Below are 16,428 nucleotides of genomic sequence, written 5' to 3'. Positions count from 1 at the left end.
GACAAGCTTTCTTTCAAAAGGAAAACAGCCCAAATCACATTGAGCTGCAGCATATGAATCTATATTAGTGTAAGTATTTTTTTAATCTGGGTATTTTCTTAATTAGCAAAGTATCCACAAGGAAAACGATGATAATGGATATGCCCACGAGCGGCATAAGTACACCCAGTCCCAGCATGGTGAAAAACAGAACAAGGGAAGTTCTATGATTGTGGGGTTTAGGCGGAGCAGTCAGGGCCCCCTTTGTTTTTCGTTTTTTCCACATAAGAAACGAACTGATGACGATCCCGATAATTCCAATGCAGACTAACAAACCGAGAAGCTGGTTGGCTAACCCAAAAAGTCTGCCTTCGTGCAGTGCAATACCCAGCGTGATCGCTTTTCCAAGCAAACCAAAGTCTGCAAATCTCACATCACTTAATACTGCGCCGCTGTATTGATCAATATGAAGCGTAGCATTGTCCCCTGGTTTTGAGTGGGAGGTGGCAATAGTATAGACGCCGGTATCTCCTTGAGGGTATGAAATGGTATACGGCTTCGCGATTCCTTTCGTGGCTGCTATATGATCAATATCATTGATATCCAAAGCGACATAAGCAGGCGCTGAAGAAGAAGGGACCGGCATATTTTCTACCGCCCAAGGAATATCCTCAGCTGCCTCTCCGGAAGTCACGGCTGACTGCGGCTTTTCGCCGAAGCTGTGCGCATACTTGGGGAATCCTGTATTGGTGGCATCTGAAAGCCACTTGATATTTTCACCCGTCACACCTGACCAGGGGAGTCCGGTTAAAATCAGCAGCAGTATTCCGATAGAAAGCCAGAATGCAGGTACTGCGTGCATATCTCTCCAAAAGATTCTTCCCTTCTTGTGCAGTCTCGGAAGGATTGTTCCCCATATAGAAGCTCTGCTGCGGGGGAACCATAAATATAAACCGGTTATCAGCAGGATAACTGTCCAGCAGGCAGCAAGCTCTACAAGCCTGTTTGCAAAGGTCCCGCCGATAATCAGCTCACTGTGAAGCTTTTTAAATATTTCTGTGAATTTTTCCTGATTCTTTATACTGCCTTGAAATTCACCTGTATAGGGGCTGATATACGCAGACAGCATGGTTCCCTGCTGCAGCACCCCTATCTCCGTTGTCCGAGTTGCATCGTCAAAGGTTCGTACATAAGTCACAATGCCCTCTGGAAATTGTTCTCTTGCCGTTTCAACCTGGGTTTGAAGAGAAAGTCTTCTGCCTTCAATATCTTCTGAAAAGTATTGATCCTGATATAGGCTGGCTTCTATTTGCGGTTTAAATAAATAGACAGCTCCGCTGAATGCCAGGATGATAAGGAACGGAGAGGCAAACAACCCTGCATAAAAATGCCACCTCCACACAGATTGATAGAATGAAGCTCTGCTTTTTTTCTTCTCATTTTTCTGTAAGTTCTCCAAATGTTTTTCTGGTGTCAGCATAATCCTGCTCCCGCTGTATTATTTTTTTATTTCTTTGATGATTTTTTCTGCATATATGCCTTCTGTAAAGCTGTAACTTCTTAAAATCTTACCGTCAGGGCCAATCAGGTAAAAATTTGTACTATGGATGACCTGATCAGAGGATTGGGGTTTTTGGACAAGTGTTTGAAAAGCTTCCCGGGCAAATGTTTCTATTTCCTTCTGGGTGTAGCCGGTCAGCATATTCCAGTTTTCAGGATTTCCTGAAAACTTTTGCTGATAATCTGATAGTACTTGGGGTGAATCTGTCTGGGGGTCAACGCTGAATGAAACAAATTCCGCCTCTATTCCTGCTTCCTGCAGCTTACTTTGCAGGAAAGCCATATTTGCAGTCATCGGCGGACAAACAGTTTCGCAATTTGTGAAAATAAAGTCAGCGATCCAGGTCTTGCCTTTTAGTTGATCTGTCCCAAAATCCTCTCCCTTCTGATTCTTAAATGTAAATTCCTGCATGTGATAGCCGCTGCTGGTGCCGGGAGCACAGGCAGATAAACATAGTAAAATGATAACTGTAAAGAAATGCTTCAATGATGTTCGGCTCCTTTCCCCCCTATAAACATAGAATAAAGCGGATATGTGAAAATTTTGTGAGGATAAAACGTATTTTTAAAAAATAAAAGTAAGCTCGATTTGTAAGAAGTCAGGAAAATGCAATGTGTTCAAATGAGAGACAAAAAAAGACTGAGAATATTCACTCAGTCTTCTAAAGCATGTAAGGGCAGTGATATGCTTGCTGTTGTGCCGCTCTCTTTGCTGCTGTTGACCGTAAACCTGCCTCCATGCAGTCTGACTATTTCTTTAACGATGGACAATCCTAAGCCTGTGCCGCCAGTTGACCGATTGCGCGCTTTGTCAGTTCTGAAGAAACGCTCTCCTATTTTATGAAGATCTTCAGGGGAAATTGTGGTGCCGGCATTTGTTATACTAAAGTGCATGTTATTGCCTTCAGCCCGCAAATTCACTCTGATCTCTGTTCCATCAGCTGCATATTTAATACCATTATCAAGGAGATTGTAATACACCTGCTGCATCCGCTTTTCATCAGCAAACACAATGAGATTCTCATCAATTTCTGATACTACCGCCAAATTTTTCTGGGTAATCTGCAGGGTAAATACATTCATAGTGTCATATAAAAGCTGTGCTGCGGAAAGAGGTGCTCTGTGGAGCTGATATAAACTGTCCTGCATTTGGTCCAGCAGAATCAAGTCATTCAGCAGTTTGCTGAGCCGATGTGTTTCATTTCCGATAGTCTGCAGATAGCGGTCGGCGTCAGCAGATGATGCATGCATCTCCTTTTTTAATACTTCGGCATAACCTCCTATATAGGTTAGCGGTGTCCTCATTTCATGAACAACATTTGCTAAAAACTCTCTTTTGTATTCTTCCTGCTTTTCAAGAGAAGAACTCATTTCATTGAAAGACTTTGCCAGCTGGCCAATTTCATCTTCACGATAAAGCAATACTCTTGATGAAAAATTGCCGTTTGCTACTTCATTTGACAAACGCTGAATTTCCTCGAGCGGCCTGAAAAGAGTCTGAGTCATAGAATTGAGAATGAAAAATAATAGAAGAAATGTAAAAGTTCCCGCAATGACCAGGATAGGGATAATGCCCTTAAATACTTCAAGCAGATCGGCCAGGGGAACATAAACATAAATAAAGCCAATCATGCTTTCTCCATTAGAAACCGGGAACACGGCCCCGACAATTTCTCTGTCAAATTCTTTCACATAGCCATCTTTTATGACATATTTACCTGCTTCAAGAGCTCTCCGGTCTTCTTCGCCCAGCAGGGATTCGTAATTAATTTTATAAGGAAAATAGCTGGATAGATCGTCCAGGTTATCTATAACCACCACTTCGTATTGTGATACAACGTTATACCAATGAATTTTCTCAATAATTTCATCACTCAGTGTTCCGTAATGGTAATGTGAAGCGGTTCGTTCTCCCTGATATATGACCGATTCTTTGACAGTGTTAAGATACAATTCCTTATATAAATAATGAAGAAAGAAAAAAGAAAACAAAATGGCTGCCGCGCTCGAGATCAGCAAGAGGAGGAGAACTTTTTTGCTGATGGTGAGCTGTGCACTTTTCAAGTGCCTGCCTCAAATTTATAGCCAATGCCCCAAACAGTCGCAATCATTGAGCTGTGCTGTTTGAGTTTGAGACGTAAAGTTTTCACATGAGTATCGACGGTGCGTTCAGTTCCCTGATAATCATCTCCCCATATATTGTGAAGCAGCTGCTCTCTTGTAAATACTCTGCCTTTGTTCCTGGCAAGGTAGAGAAGCAGTTCAAACTCCTTTAATGTAAGGCTGAGCGGCTTTCTTTCCAGCTCTGCTGAGTAGGAGGAAAGCTGAAAAGAAAGAGGACCTGATGTAAAGACTTCATTTTCAACGTTCAGGGACTTTGTTCTTCTTAGCACAGATTCAATTCTCGCAAGAAGTTCCCCAGGATGAAACGGCTTTACAATATAGTCGTCTCCACCAAGCTTTAAGCCTTTAATTTTGTCCCATTCTTCCCCTCTTGCTGACACAAAAATAAGCGGGATATTCTTTACTCTTTTTACTTCAGCTGCAAAATCAAATCCGTTTAGGTAAGGCATCATAACATCGACGAGCATCAAATCAGGCGTTACAGTATCTAGTATTTCAAAAGCATGCATTGCGTCGACTGCCTCAAAAACTGTGTAGCCGTCCTTTTCAAGAAACGTCCTTAACAGCGAGCGCATTTCCTTTTCGTCTTCAATCAGCAGTATATTTGCTTTATCCATCATGTTTCCTCGCTTCTCTTCTATGGACTGCTTTAATATGATTGTTGGAAATTTTACTTCGAATAGTAGAAATCATCATAAAACAGCCTCTCTTTATAATCAAAGTATAATGTATTTTAAAGGACAAATTGTGAAAAAATTGTGAGCACAAAAAAACCGCAGCCTCGTGAACAGGCCGCGGATTTTTTATAGTCTTACTTTTGCTCCAGCTTGCGAATGCTTTGCTGCATGCTGAGATGGTGAATAACAGTTAACAGCAGAATGGTTAAACTGAGCGTATTGGCAAGAGTTGTGCTTTGAAGCAGAGATTCTGATGACCTGCGCTTGAACATATTTTCACCTTCTTTGAACAAATTTGTGTTTGTGTGTCCGTTTTGTTTTATACTACCCCATTATGCCCTGCAGTTAATCGGGAGGAGAAGAATGCGCGGTATTCCTAAGTGAAAGAGTGTTTGCAGTATCGTTTTGAAACTCTTATTGTGTGAATGCTTATTCACATGTATTGAACATTTGGCAGGGTGGGAGGCACCATATAAAAGCTATATAAACGGAGGAACTCCGCCTATTAGGAAAAAACAATCAAAATGGACTGACATAAACGGAGGGTTTCCGTCTAAGCACCTAAAAAACCTTAAAATGGATGGTTTTCAGCAGCTTAAGCGGAATGCGTTCCCTTATTTTGCCTGATTAGGGTAGGAGGCGCCATATGAAAGCCACTACTTATACATAAACGAAGGGTCGGCTATAGGCTTTTTTACATATTACCCATATAGAAGCTTAACCTGATTTCTCAGCCAATCCCCTATTAAAGTGTATAGAAAAGTGAGGATACCTAGTTAGATTTTATAATTCTAAATATATTGAATTATATATTCTAAACATTTAGAATAAAAGAAGGAAATAATTGGAGGGATACTTATGAAATCATTGCATTTTACTGCCAAAAAGAGAGGTACTTACACGATTCAACTTCACTATAGTATTTTATGGGAAACAGCTTTGGGAATAGCGGCTTATACCAATAAACCGCTGCTGCATACCTTAAGTAAACCTGAAAATGAATGGGAAGATCTTGGACAAAGTTTATCCCTAGAACTGCAGACAGAATTGCATAGAGTTGAAAGGCATAATACATGGAAAGCGCTTCTTCAGCTTCTTCATGCTGAAAAGATGGACTCTCTTGATGATTTTTCAAGCTTTGTAAACAGCCTAAAAGATGCTGAGCTGCTGTTTATCTGCCTTCCTTATCTTGGAGAAGCTTTTCAGGAAATCAGGAAAAAAGCTGCAAACGGGGAAGATGCTGCACTTCAGACACTAATAGAAGAGGCAGGCAGCCATTCTTTTTTTCCGGATTATCTCACATATATAGCAAAGCAGGAGCCAGGCAATTTAAAAAAGCATCTGCTGAATGTTTTGTCGTTCTGGTATGAGGAAGTGGTAAGAGAGCAAGAGGAAGAAATTCTGAAAGTATTGAAAAGGGATTATGATAGTATGCTGACTTTAAGTAAAACACTTCATGCTGAAGCTTTTGTAGAGCGTGCAACGGGAGGGGTGGAGTACCTTCCTGAACCGGGCGTCCCAGAGGTTCTTCTCATTCCGCAACTCATTTACCGGCCATGGGCAGTAGAAGCAGATATAGAACATACCAAGGTTTTTTACTATCCGGTTTCAAATGAAAGCCTGCACCATAAAGACAGGTACGCCCCTCCTCAGCAGGTTGTGTTAAAACACAAAGCAATTGGTGATGAGGTACGGCTGCGCATACTTAAAATGCTTTTTGAAAAAGAACATACATTGCAGGAATTAACTGAGAAGCTTGAATTGGGTAAGTCAACAGTTCATCATCATTTAAAATTGCTGAAGGCTGCCCGTCTGATTGAAAGCCAGGGATCAAAACACCGGATCCGGAAAAACTCCCTGGAAGCTTTGCTGACAGAGCTGAATGGATATTTAAAAGGCGAAACACCATGACTGCATCTTTATTGAAACATCCTCCGTTTTTCATTTTGTGGACAGGAAGTGCGGTATCTGAACTGGGCGGAGCGTTCGGAACGTTCAGCTGCTCAATTTTAATTTACGAAATGACAGAATCTAAAGCAGCGCTAAGTAGTATGTGGCTGCTTTATTTTCTGCCTTCTTTGCTGCTTCAGCTTTTTATCGGTCCTTTTATTGACAGGTGGAGCAAAAAATGGATCATGTTTGTCTCACAGGCAGCAAGGGGTATTGTTTTTTTGCTGCCTCTCCTTGCTATTTTTCAGGGCAGTCTGCAAGTGTGGCATATTCTTACTGTACAAATAATCATAGGATTGATTATGCCTTTGTATGTCCCGGCCAGTCAGGCTATACTGCCTGAGCTGATAGATCAGGAAAAGCTTGAAACAGCAAATGCTTACTTGGACGGCCTGTTAAAACTCATGATGTTTACAGCACCTGTTCTTGGCGGCGTTGCAATACAGTTTGCAGGAACAACAGCTGTGCTTGCAACGACAGCTTCTCTGTACCTTCTCAGCAGTGTTTTCCTGCTTGTATTAAAAGAAAAAAGGAAAGCGGTTAAGCCTAGTTCTACTTGGATAAAGCAGTTTGCAGAGGGAATTTCTTTTTACTGCAGTCAAAAGACAATTTTATGGCTGGGAATGTTCCTGGCAGTTGTCCAATTTGGAGTAGGGGTTTCAATGGTCATAAATCTGCCTTACATAACAGAAGAACTATCCGGAAACTACAGGGATTATGGCTATTTTGCAGCAGGATTTCCTGCCGGGTATATATGTGGTGCAGTTCTGGCGGGAAAGCTTGTGAATGCTAATTCAAAATACGTTATTCTGCTTTCACTGCTTGCAGGAGGGAGCACCTATATTTTCCTTGGCTTTAGCTTCAGTATATACTTATCGGTGTTCATAGAAGCTGCAGCAGGGATAGCCATGGCATTTTTTCATATTTATAACACGTCGCTTGTTCAGAAAATAGTGCCTCAGAACTTAATGGGAAAGGTATTTTCCGTCAGGCTGTTTATGATCAGGGCAGCCATGCCGGCCGGCGTAGCTGCGGCAGGATTATTTTCAGACATAATCGGCATCAGGGGTTTGTTCGTTCTCATCGGACTGATCATCTGTACGGCTTCAGCAGCAGGATTGATTCTTCCATACTTTTCTTTTCTCAGAGGAGAGCAGAAAAAAGAATCAATGACAAAATAGCAGTCTTCATTTTTTATAAATGGCAGCATGAAAATGACTGGTCTGTGTCGAATATCATAGCTAATGATAGGTAACGGGGTGGTACGATTGGCAGGGAAACTACAAAAAAAATACATGCTGAAAACTGGAGAAATCATAGTGATAAGGCCGGTGAAAGCAGCTGATAGTGTGAGCACAATGAGCATCGCGGAAGAAATTCTGAAAGAGGGGCTCGGCATTACGAGTATAGAAGAGTTTCATCATTCTATGAAAAGTGAAAGGGAATGGATTAAATCTTATATTTCCAATCAACAGAGCAAGCTGTTTCTTGTAGCGGTTCATGAAAAAAAGGTAATCGGGTTTTTGAATTTTGATGGCGGTGAAAAGCTGAAAACAAAACATCAGGGCTCTTTCGGCATCAGCATTACCTCTGCCTGGAGAAACAAGGGTGTTGGAAAACAGCTGATAGCAGACCTGCTGCAATGGTGCAGGGAAAATCCAGAGATTGAAAAAGTAAGGCTTGAAGTGCTGGGAGCGAACACTCCGGCAATTGCGTTATATAAAAAGCTTGGCTTTCGTGAAGAGGGCAGGCTGATAGATCAGATAAAAAGCGGAACTCATTATGATGATTTGATTCTCATGGCCACAGAAACTAAAAGCTGAAGCAGCTTTGTGCATTGGTGCAGGAACTAAGCTCTTTTCCAGTGAGGCTGACACTGCCTTTCAATTCATTTGCACAATTGACAGGCGGGGATCACCGCCAGAAAGGAGCAGCAGTAGAATGCGAGAAATGGGGCAGCCCAAAAATAAAACAGGAAAATTGAGGGGAGGTAAGCGAAATAGGAGAACTTCTTCATGTATCAGGCTGCCAGGCCGGGAAGGACTCAAAGTGAGTAAACAGGATTTTTCCTGTGAAAGCAGCTTTCAGCTATCATCTATTTCTTTAGCTTTCCTGATAGCTCTCCAGTAACTCGATTGCCCATTTGCACCAATCAATATACATATTGGAATATCTAATTCCAAACTCGGCTGTTACAAATTCGCCTAATTTAATCTTTTCGGGTATCTGCTTAAAACGTTCTTCATTCCACCTTGAAGTTTCATACAAAACTCCTTCTTCACGAGCTTTCATTTTATAAAGAAGAGCTATTGCCTCACCGGTTGAAATCATATGAAAAGCATAGGCTCTCAGCAGAAACTCATCTTTAATTTTAGCGGCTTTTGATTCAAATTCAATAACCCAGTCAATCAGTTCTTTTTCTCCCTTTGGAGTAATATGATATAGCTTTTTAACAGGTTTTCCTTTTTCATAGATATATTCAAAAGAAATAAGCTGATCTCCCTCCATCTTCACCAGTTCTTTATACACTTGTGAAGAATTGGAGTTCCAAAAATATAAAAACTGCTCCTGAAAATTTTGAAACATCTGATAGCCGGTTTGGGGATCTTTTGCAATCATACTCAACAGGCCGTAACGCAAGGACATAGAGGTCCTCCTTTCAAAATATACTTCTCCGATAAGAAATTGTATAATTTCAAGAGGAACTATGACAATAGTCGAAATTATCTATTTTTAAGAAAAATCTGTTAATTTTATCCAAAACACAGTTTGGTGCAGGAAAAGAGTAATTGAAATAATCTATTGACAATTGCTTCAATTCAAATTAATATGTTATTTATCTAATAAAGACCGCTGTAACGACGACAATTATATAAGCTCACTTATCCAGAGAGACCGAGGGATCAGGCCCTTTGACGTCCGGCAACCTCCTTTTATGAGGAACGGTGCCACTTCCTGCAGAATGTATTTATTCTGAGAGATAAGTCGTTATTGATTCATTAACGATGCCCCTTTCAGATGAGAGGGGCTTTTTTTTATTCACTCTACTGTAAAACGGGATACTCAATGAATCTATTGATTGGCTAAATACATAGACCAGCCGGGCTCTTAAGATCCCAGGCAGGCTGACTCAACACATTTTCGGACTTTACCGCTGTTCTGTGCAGCTAAGTTAAAGGAGGGTAAAGCATGATTGAAGTAAGAAATCTAAGTAAGGTGTATACAACAAAAAAAGGAACTGTAACGGGAGTTGATGCTGTTTCTTTAAAAATTAATAAAGGAGAAGTGTTTGGCATTGTCGGGTACAGCGGGGCGGGCAAAAGCTCGCTGCTTCGCTGCTTAAATCTTCTCGAAAAACCTACCTCGGGCCAGGTACTCATAAATGGCGTCGAACTCACAGCGCTGTCTAACCGGGAATTGAGGAGTCAGAGGCTGAAGATCGGCATGATTTTTCAGCACTTTCACCTTGTCAGTTCAAAAACGGTATTTGAGAATGTTAGCTTCGCCCTGAAGGCGGCCCGTAAATCCAGCAAAGAAATTGAGGCAAGAGTGACTGAGCTGCTGGGCCTTGTGGGGCTTTCAGATAAAAGGGATGTATATCCCTCGCAGCTGAGCGGCGGGCAAAAGCAAAGAGTAGGAATTGCAAGGGCTCTGGCAAACAATCCTGCTGTTCTGCTCTGTGATGAAGCAACGTCAGCTCTTGATCCCGGTACAACGAAAGCGATTCTTGGTTTACTAAAAGAAATTAACAAGAAATTGGGATTGACCATTGTGCTGATTACTCATGAAATGGAAGTTGTGAAAGAGATCTGCGACAGAATGGCTGTTATGCAGGATGGAAAGATTGTGGAGGAAGGAAATGTGTATGAAATTTTTTCGAATCCAACGCAGCCGCTGACTCAGCAGTTCATTAGTACTGTACTGCAGTTTGACCTCCCTCCGCATCTGCTGGAGAACCCTGCAGGAACAATCATCAAAATTCAATTTAAAGGGTCCATTGCTGAAGAATCTGTTGTTTCTGATGTGTTTCAGAAGTTTAAAGTCAGAGGGAATATTCTTCATGGAAAAATTGAATATATCCAGGAAATTCCGCTCGGCATCTTTGTGATGGAACTCATAGGTGAGCAGAGTGAAATCGCAAAAGCTATCAATTATATCACTGAGAGAACAAAAAGCCTGGAGGTGATTCACCATGCAGCTTGAGTCGCTGATCGGCATTCTCCCGGAACTGAATAAAGCATTTTTTGAAACGCTGTATATGGTGGGCATATCCATACTGGTAGCCATTATAGCCGGATTGCCGCTTGGTATCTTGCTGTTTGTCACTGACAAGGGCTTGTTTCTTGAAAATGTTCCGCTGAAAAGCACACTTGGTTTTTTTGTTAACATGATCAGGTCAATTCCCTTTATTATTTTGCTCGTGGCTCTTCTGCCGCTGACAAACCTGTTGACAGGGACAACCATCGGCCCTACAGCTGCCTCTGTCTCCCTGTCAGTTGCAGCAGTGCCGTTTTTTGCAAGAATTGTAGAAACATCATTAAGAGAAATAGACAAAGGTGTGATCGAAGCGGCGGTGGCAGCAGGTGCTTCTCCCGGAATGATCATTACCGATGTTCTGCTTCCCGAAGCAAGACCCGGGATTATTCAAGGAGTCACCATCACACTCATTTCTCTTGTTGCCTACTCAGCAATGGCAGGGATTGTCGGCGGAGGCGGGGTCGGTGATTTGGCCATCCGGTTTGGTTATTACCGCTATGACAATACAGTCATGATAGCAACGATCGTTATCCTAATCTGCCTGGTGCAGCTTGTGCAATGGGGCGGAGACACAGTGGCGAAGCTTGTGGATAAACGGTAATTGCCGTTTGGAAAATATATAAAATATCAACTTGGAGGAACAAAACAAAATGAAAAAATTAGCTGGTTTTATACTATTAGTAAGCATGATGGCCCTGCTGGCTGCATGCGGCAGCACTGCTTCAACAGAGGGTGGAGAATCAAAGGATATCACAATAGGTGCTACGTCAGGTCCTTACAGTGATATGGTCAATAAAGCAATCAAGCCGATTCTTGAGGAAAATGGCTATTCAGTCAAAGTTGTAGAATTTTCTGATTACATTCAGCCCAACAAAGCATTGGCAAACGGAGATTTAGATGCCAATCTGTTTCAGCATAAAATTTTCATGGAGAGTTTTGCTTCAGAAAATAATATAGAGCTGTCAGAAGTCATCAGCGTACCAACTGCTCCTATGGGAATTTTCTCTAAATCCGTAAATTCTCTGGATGAAATTGAGGAAGGTACAGAAATTGCCATTCCAAATGACCCGACCAATGCAGCACGAGCTTTGTTAATACTGGAGCAAGAAGGCTTCATTACACTGAACCCTGATGTGAATCCGTTAACTGTATCTGAAAAAGATGTACAGGACAATCCAAAGGGAATTGTCTTCAAGCCATTAGAAGCAGCTCAGCTTCCAAGAGCGGTTGATAGCGTAGATTTGTCAGCAGTACCTGGAAACTTTGCTCTTTCTGCAGGAATGGATCTGCTTGATGCCCTCGTTTTGGAAAATATGCCGGATGATTACCGCAACCGTGTAGTTGTCAACACAGGAGACATCGACGGCCAGCTTGCGAAAGACTTGAAAGCGGCAGTAGAGTCTAGTGAGTTTGAAGAAACAATCGATCGTGAATTCCAAGGTTTTGGCAAGCCGGAATGGATGGAAAACAGATAATGAGTTAACGCCGGCCTCCAGCCGGGGTATCAGACCGTAGACAAACTCGGGGATTTCGAGTTTGCCTGCGGTCTATTTTATTTTTAAAATTTAGATAGAATATTAATGTGAGTTAGATTTCCACTCCGGGTGGATGCTTTCCGCGGGCTGTGCCGAGCTGCTTTGGGGACATAAAAAACTCGAAAATATTCAAAATGAAAACTGTGACAAAAAACGAGGCTCTAGAATCGCTTCTAAGCAACGGTTTAAAATGGGGAGACATTTTTGATCTCCTAAAAAACATCTTTCAGTTTGTGGAGAAAGGGCTATATACAGTTCCGGTCGTATATCAAATATGATGCTTTGCTATAGTATCTTTGGAATCGTATAACAAAGAAGGGGGTTTTGCTATAGTATCTTTGGAATCGTATAACAAAGAAAGGGGTTTTGTTATAGTATCTTTGAAATTTACCCAGATACTATAACAAAGTATGGCGTTTTGTTATAGTATCTTTGGAACTGTATAACAAAGAAGGGGGTTTTGTTATAGTATCTTTGAAATTTCCCCCGATACTATAACAAAGTATGGCGTTTTGTTATAGTATCTTTGGAATCGTATAACAAAGCAAAAGACCAGTTCAGGAATACCATTTTTAATGACCCCTTAACTGCATTCAGCTCCTCAAAGCTAGTCTCTTGTGTCCGGGTTTCCAAACATTCAAAATAAAATACTGCCGAAAGTTTTTCGACAGTCTGCTCTTTTTTAAAAGAAATACTTTCTCAGTGGCTTCCCGCTTTTACTGCAGAAGTCGCCACCCTCCGTTCCAAACCAATTTATTACACTAGCTGTATCATTTCTTTCAGAGATGACCAACTATGATGACAAATAAATCAGAATCAGTATAATGAACGTAAACAACGTAAAATGCTAGCGATCAATCAATCAATTTCACAGGATCATTTAGTTCGCAATCTAAAACAGTATTGATTTTTCAAGGTAACAACTATATGCAAGACGCAAAAGGGACGATTGAACGTGTATTTGTTGAGGGAAATGAAAGCATAATATACGTTAGACAACCCTGTGAAGGATTAAAAATGTCCATGCAGGCGATACTTACTTTTTCCTGTCAAGAATTTAAATAAATTGGCAACTTGGACTTGGCAAGGTGCTTGACTCTGAATAGAATCTGAGTCAAAGTACTAAGAATATAACTGCTGATTGGAGCGGAGGGTGCTTGACTCCTGGGGGATTAGCGGGAGGGGCGAGACCCCGCAGGAGCGTCAGCGACGAGGAGGCTCGCCGCCCGCCCCCCGGAAAGCAAGCACCGGAGCGGAAATCAGCTTTTCTCCCACCATTCCTATATTGATTTGGCAAGATGCTTGTCTCTGAATTTAAATAGATCGTGAATCAAATACTAAAGAATATAACTGCTAATTGGAGCGGGAATCAGCTTTTCTCCCACCATTCCTAAATTGATTTGGCAAGATGCTTGTCTCTGAAATTAAATAGATTGTGAGTCAAGCACTAAGAATATAAGCTGCTGATTGGAGCGGAGGGTGCTTGACTCCTGGGGAATTAGCGGGAGGGGTGAGACCTCACAAGAGCGTCATCGACGTTACCACCCGCCCCCCGGAAAGCAAGCAACCGGAGCGGAAATCAGCTTTTCTCCCACCATTCCTAAATTGATTTGGCAAGATGCTTGTCTCTGAATTTAAATAGATCGTGAATCAAATACTAAGAATATAACTGCTAATTGGAGCGGAGCGGAAATCAGCTTTTCTCCCACCATTCCTAAATTGATTTGGCAAGATGCTTGTCTCTGAATTTAAATAGATTGTGAGTCAAGTACTAAGAATATAAGCTGCTGATTGGAGCGGAAATCAGCCTTTTTCCCACAATCCCTAAGCAATGTTCCTGAAGGTATTGAGAATGCAATTATACTTTCGCCGGCATGTTTGGTCAGGTTTTGCAGGGCCAAAGGTTTAACATGATTAAGAAATTGGTTATAGAGGAAAAACAAGCTATTACCAATTCTTAATAGGTAAGGAGGAGACAAATGTGGAACTTCTTCTTATAAGGCATGGAAAATCTGAAGCAAAAGGAAGAATTGCCGGGCAGGCAGATTTTCCTTTAAGTGAAGAAGGTTATCAGCAAAGCAAAATGCTTGCTGATTTGCTGAAAAGTCAGGGCTTACAGCATATTTACTGCAGTCCTTTAAACAGAGCTTATTCCACAGCGATGATTATTAGCGATTCGCTCGGATTGGATCCGATTCCTCTTCATGAGTTAAAAGAGCGGGATGCGGGTGTTTTTAACGGAATGAGCAGGCGGGAAGCCATAGAGCTTTTTCCTTCGGAGTGGGAGGGAGCATGGACAGATCCCCTCAGTGCACCTCCGCAAGGGGAAACATTTGAGGATGTAGAAAAGAGAGCTGAAAATGTTCTTCACCTCCTGTTGAAGCAGCATCGCAAAGAGAAGGTAGCCATTGTCTCTCACAGCGGTTTCTTAAACATACTTATGCTGCTGCTGATGGGACTGGAAAAGGAACAATTTCCTCTTTTTAAATTTGATGTGGGAAGTGTAACCTGCCTCGGAGTAAGGCGGCCGGGTGAATGTCTGGTCAACTATATTAATCGTGTCCCTTTAGCTTTGGCATGAAAATCAGTATCACAGTTGATAATAATCAAAGTCTTACTCATCAAGATGTATACTTAGTAAAGGCGGTAGGGAAAGTGGAAATATTGTTGCTTGGAAAAAACTATGCTGTACATTATAAGGAAATGCGGCTGAAAGCGCTGCAGCTTCATCCAGAGGCATTTGCCTCAAGCTATCAAGAGGAGGAAGCTCTTCCGATTTCAACATTTGAAAACAGACTTTCATCAACTTCATCCTACACATTTGGGGCTATTGAACATCAGCAATTATACGGAGCTGTTACCCTGCTGCCGGAGGAAAAAAACAAGCTGAAGCATCGCGGCAATATTGTTGCCATGTATGTATCAGAGGAAAAACGCGGTGCAGGGCTGGGCAGGAAGCTGATGCAGGCAGCCATTCAACAGGCAGGGGAGCTGAAGTGCATCGAACAGCTTCATCTGACTGTTATGGCAAAAAATGAGTCTGCGAAAAAGCTGTATCGTTCACTTGGCTTTCAAAGCTATGCAGTCGAGAAAAATGCCCTGAAAGTCAATGGTCAGTATTACGATGAAGAATTAATGGTCCTTTACATATCCAACGGCGAATCATGATTTTTAATTTTTTCCAATGATAATTCTCCTTTTATTCGGAATGATAAAGATGTAAAAAAATGAGAATAAAGGAGATTGGGAAAATGAGACGTGTTTATTTTAAGTTTTCATTATTGGGCTTGCTGCTGCTTCTCGTTTTATCAGCTTGCAACAATAATCAGCAAGGGATGAATGAGAGAGGAACTAACAACCAAACTGGAAACCCGGGAGTCACAAATCTCTCAGGCGGAAATCAGTATGGCTATCAGGGAAATGGAAATCAGGGTGGTAACGGAACAACTGCAAATGAGAATCAAGGAAACACAAATCAGCAGAATCTGAGTACAGCTGATATTCAAAGAGTTTCACACGGCTATATTACGATTGATCCCAACTCTTTCAGCACAACAATTCCAAGCAAAAACTTTCCTCACACTGCATTAATTCAGGATGGAGGAAGACATGTATTTGAATATGGAGGGCGTGCAGAACAGCAGCAGGGAACAGGACAGCAGGGAGCTCAGCCGGATAATGCTACACCAGCACCTCAGGGAAATGAAGGCCAGCAGGGACAAACTCAGCAGGCACAGAATCAGCAAGAGGCAAATGGAAATATCAGCGATTTTGAATCAAAGGTAATTGAACTAACAAATGCTGAACGCGCTAAAGAAGGGCTGCCAAAGCTGCAAGCTGATGAAGAGGTAAGCAATGTAGCGCAGGAAAAGTCCAATGACATGCAGCAAAATCAATATTTCTCTCACAACAGCCCGACATTTGGTTCTCCTTTTGACATGATGAGGGACTTTGGTGTTACCTATAAAACAGCTGGAGAAAATATTGCAATGGGACAGCGATCTCCTGAAGAAGTTGTTCAAGCCTGGATGGACAGTGAAGGTCACCGGAAGAATATTATGAATGGTGATTTCACTCATATTGGTGTGGGCCATACTGAGGAAGGCAACTACTGGACGCAGATGTTTATCGGAAAATAAAAAAAATCGGCGAGATGCCGATTTTTTTATGCCATAAAATTTCACTTGATTAAGTGGTTGTGTAAGATGACGTTCAAAAAGAATTGGTTAATTTACAACAGACTTATCCTCACAAAGAAAAAATAAGCGTAGAAATTCCGATTAACTTCAGAATGGGCCATTTTTTTAGCAAAATAAGGGAATGAATTCCGCTTAAGCTCCTAAAAA

At 41.7% G+C, this 16,428-nt stretch carries 15 protein-coding genes and 1 riboswitch; of the genes, 9 read left to right on the top strand and 6 right to left on the bottom strand.

Going from position 1 to position 16,428, the window contains the following annotated elements:
* Positions 1-64: 64 nt before the first annotated feature.
* The 5 genes from GJU40_RS06890 to GJU40_RS06870 form a co-directional block, all read right to left on the bottom strand.
* The gene (locus GJU40_RS06890) at positions 65-1,459 is read right to left on the bottom strand and encodes a PepSY-associated TM helix domain-containing protein (RefSeq protein ID WP_154307012.1); all 1,395 of its coding nucleotides are present in this window, start codon (positions 1,457-1,459) and stop codon (positions 65-67) included.
* 18 nt (positions 1,460-1,477) lie between these two features.
* Complete coding sequence (locus tag GJU40_RS06885) at positions 1,478-2,026, bottom strand: SCO family protein (RefSeq protein ID WP_154307011.1); 549 nt, start codon at positions 2,024-2,026, stop codon at positions 1,478-1,480.
* A 167-nt stretch (positions 2,027-2,193) separates the two neighbouring features.
* Positions 2,194-3,603, bottom strand: a complete 1,410-nt coding sequence (locus tag GJU40_RS06880) for a sensor histidine kinase (protein WP_154307010.1) — start codon at positions 3,601-3,603, stop codon at positions 2,194-2,196.
* Positions 3,600-4,283, bottom strand: coding sequence for a response regulator transcription factor (locus tag GJU40_RS06875; RefSeq protein ID WP_343031442.1), 684 nt, complete (start codon positions 4,281-4,283; stop codon positions 3,600-3,602). Before GJU40_RS06875 ends, GJU40_RS06880 begins: the two co-directional genes overlap by 4 nt.
* Positions 4,284-4,474: 191 nt before the next feature.
* The gene (locus GJU40_RS06870; RefSeq protein WP_154307009.1) at positions 4,475-4,612 is read right to left on the bottom strand and encodes a hypothetical protein; all 138 of its coding nucleotides are present in this window, start codon (positions 4,610-4,612) and stop codon (positions 4,475-4,477) included.
* Between the two features lie 586 nt (positions 4,613-5,198).
* Between GJU40_RS06870 and GJU40_RS06865 the strand changes: the two genes are divergently transcribed.
* From GJU40_RS06865 to GJU40_RS06855, 3 genes are all read left to right on the top strand, one after another.
* A complete protein-coding gene (locus GJU40_RS06865; protein WP_154307008.1) occupies positions 5,199-6,251 on the top strand; it encodes an ArsR/SmtB family transcription factor in 1,053 nt (350 codons plus the stop codon).
* Positions 6,248-7,471: an MFS transporter gene (locus GJU40_RS06860; protein WP_154307007.1), complete on the top strand. Its 1,224-nt coding sequence runs from the start codon at positions 6,248-6,250 to the stop codon at positions 7,469-7,471. Before GJU40_RS06865 ends, GJU40_RS06860 begins: the two co-directional genes overlap by 4 nt.
* An 87-nt stretch (positions 7,472-7,558) precedes the next feature.
* On the top strand, positions 7,559-8,113 hold the full coding sequence (locus GJU40_RS06855; RefSeq protein WP_170289344.1) for a GNAT family N-acetyltransferase: 555 nt from the start codon (positions 7,559-7,561) through the stop codon (positions 8,111-8,113).
* Positions 8,114-8,393: 280 nt separating this feature from the next.
* On the opposite strand, the gene GJU40_RS06845 is transcribed toward GJU40_RS06855, so the two are convergent.
* Positions 8,394-8,936 carry a PadR family transcriptional regulator gene (locus GJU40_RS06845; RefSeq protein ID WP_154307004.1) on the bottom strand — a complete coding sequence of 181 codons (543 nt, stop codon included), beginning with the start codon at positions 8,934-8,936 and terminating at the stop codon, positions 8,394-8,396.
* Positions 8,937-9,169: 233 nt separating this feature from the next.
* Positions 9,170-9,277: riboswitch (SAM riboswitch) on the top strand.
* Positions 9,278-9,479: 202 nt separating this feature from the next.
* Here GJU40_RS06845 and GJU40_RS06840 point away from each other — a divergent pair.
* The 6 genes from GJU40_RS06840 to GJU40_RS06815 all read left to right on the top strand — a co-directional run bounded on the left by GJU40_RS06840 (position 9,480) and on the right by GJU40_RS06815 (position 16,221).
* Positions 9,480-10,493 (top strand): methionine ABC transporter ATP-binding protein, encoded by a 1,014-nt coding sequence (locus GJU40_RS06840; RefSeq protein WP_154307003.1) that lies wholly within the window; start codon positions 9,480-9,482, stop codon positions 10,491-10,493.
* Entirely contained in the window at positions 10,483-11,148 is a 666-nt protein-coding gene (locus GJU40_RS06835; protein ID WP_154307002.1) for a methionine ABC transporter permease, read from the top strand. The genes GJU40_RS06840 and GJU40_RS06835 overlap by 11 nt, the downstream gene beginning before the upstream one ends.
* A gap of 49 nt (positions 11,149-11,197) precedes the next feature.
* Positions 11,198-12,022 carry a MetQ/NlpA family ABC transporter substrate-binding protein gene (locus GJU40_RS06830; protein ID WP_154307001.1) on the top strand — a complete coding sequence of 275 codons (825 nt, stop codon included), beginning with the start codon at positions 11,198-11,200 and terminating at the stop codon, positions 12,020-12,022.
* A 2,041-nt stretch (positions 12,023-14,063) separates the two neighbouring features.
* Entirely contained in the window at positions 14,064-14,663 is a 600-nt protein-coding gene (locus tag GJU40_RS06825; protein WP_154307000.1) for a histidine phosphatase family protein, read from the top strand.
* A 74-nt stretch (positions 14,664-14,737) separates the two neighbouring features.
* Positions 14,738-15,250 (top strand): GNAT family N-acetyltransferase, encoded by a 513-nt coding sequence (locus GJU40_RS06820; RefSeq protein WP_343031441.1) that lies wholly within the window; start codon positions 14,738-14,740, stop codon positions 15,248-15,250.
* An 83-nt stretch (positions 15,251-15,333) separates the two neighbouring features.
* Positions 15,334-16,221, top strand: coding sequence for a CAP domain-containing protein (locus tag GJU40_RS06815; protein ID WP_246188290.1), 888 nt, complete (start codon positions 15,334-15,336; stop codon positions 16,219-16,221).
* Positions 16,222-16,428: the final 207 nt, after the last annotated feature.

It is taken from the genome of Metabacillus lacus (genome assembly GCF_009674805.1).
Classification (GTDB): Bacteria; Bacillota; Bacilli; order Bacillales; family Bacillaceae; genus Metabacillus_C; species Metabacillus_C lacus.
This window is presented reverse-complemented; position numbering and strand designations above follow the sequence as displayed.

What these genes read in the sequence shown, in the direction of transcription:
- GJU40_RS06890 (WP_154307012.1), bottom strand. Translation starts at nt 1,459, where the DNA reads ATGCTGACACCAGAAAAACATTTGGAGAACTTACAGAAAAATGAGAAG.
- GJU40_RS06875 (WP_343031442.1), bottom strand. Translation starts at nt 4,283, where the DNA reads ATGATGGATAAAGCAAATATACTGCTGATTGAAGACGAAAAGGAAATG.
- GJU40_RS06870 (WP_154307009.1), bottom strand. Translation starts at nt 4,612, where the DNA reads ATGTTCAAGCGCAGGTCATCAGAATCTCTGCTTCAAAGCACAACTCTT.
- GJU40_RS06865 (WP_154307008.1), top strand. Translation starts at nt 5,199, where the DNA reads ATGAAATCATTGCATTTTACTGCCAAAAAGAGAGGTACTTACACGATT.
- GJU40_RS06860 (WP_154307007.1), top strand. Translation starts at nt 6,248, where the DNA reads ATGACTGCATCTTTATTGAAACATCCTCCGTTTTTCATTTTGTGGACA.
- GJU40_RS06845 (WP_154307004.1), bottom strand. Translation starts at nt 8,936, where the DNA reads ATGTCCTTGCGTTACGGCCTGTTGAGTATGATTGCAAAAGATCCCCAA.
- GJU40_RS06840 (WP_154307003.1), top strand. Translation starts at nt 9,480, where the DNA reads ATGATTGAAGTAAGAAATCTAAGTAAGGTGTATACAACAAAAAAAGGA.
- GJU40_RS06835 (WP_154307002.1), top strand. Translation starts at nt 10,483, where the DNA reads ATGCAGCTTGAGTCGCTGATCGGCATTCTCCCGGAACTGAATAAAGCA.
- GJU40_RS06830 (WP_154307001.1), top strand. Translation starts at nt 11,198, where the DNA reads ATGAAAAAATTAGCTGGTTTTATACTATTAGTAAGCATGATGGCCCTG.
- GJU40_RS06815 (WP_246188290.1), top strand. Translation starts at nt 15,334, where the DNA reads ATGAGACGTGTTTATTTTAAGTTTTCATTATTGGGCTTGCTGCTGCTT.